The following is a 309-nucleotide window of genomic DNA, read 5'->3' as shown; positions in this document are numbered from 1 at the left end:
GTGGCGGAGCTGACGGGATTCGAACCCGCGGTCTCCCGCGTGACAGGCGGGCATGTTAGGCCACTACACCACAGCTCCATGGTTGGTTGCGGGGACAGGACTCGAACCTGCGGCCTTCGGGTTATGAGCCCGACGAGCTACCAACTGCTCCACCCCGCGACGACAGGATGTCGTCGGGCCGACCTTGTGACACGAATGTCACCGCTCTTAGCCGGCCCTCCTTCATCCTCTTTGGTGGAAGCTGACGGGATCGAACCGCCGACCCTCTGCTTGTAAGGCAGATGCTCTCCCAGCTGAGCTAAGCTTCCA

3 tRNA genes are annotated in these 309 nt (G+C 62.1%); all 3 read right to left on the bottom strand.

Going from position 1 to position 309, the window contains the following annotated elements:
• Window position 1 precedes the first annotated feature (1 nt).
• Window positions 2-78 (bottom strand) — tRNA-Asp (locus EFBL_RS15900).
• Between the two features lie 5 nt (window positions 79-83).
• Window positions 84-159: transfer RNA gene (locus EFBL_RS15895), tRNA-Met, on the bottom strand.
• A gap of 73 nt (window positions 160-232) precedes the next feature.
• Window positions 233-308 (bottom strand) — tRNA-Val (locus tag EFBL_RS15890).
• Window position 309 lies beyond the last annotated feature (1 nt).

The organism is Effusibacillus lacus (genome assembly GCF_002335525.1).
Taxonomy (GTDB): domain Bacteria; phylum Bacillota; class Bacilli; order Tumebacillales; family Effusibacillaceae; genus Effusibacillus; species Effusibacillus lacus.
Note: the sequence above shows the minus strand (reverse complement) of the source record. Positions and strands in the feature narration are given on the sequence as shown.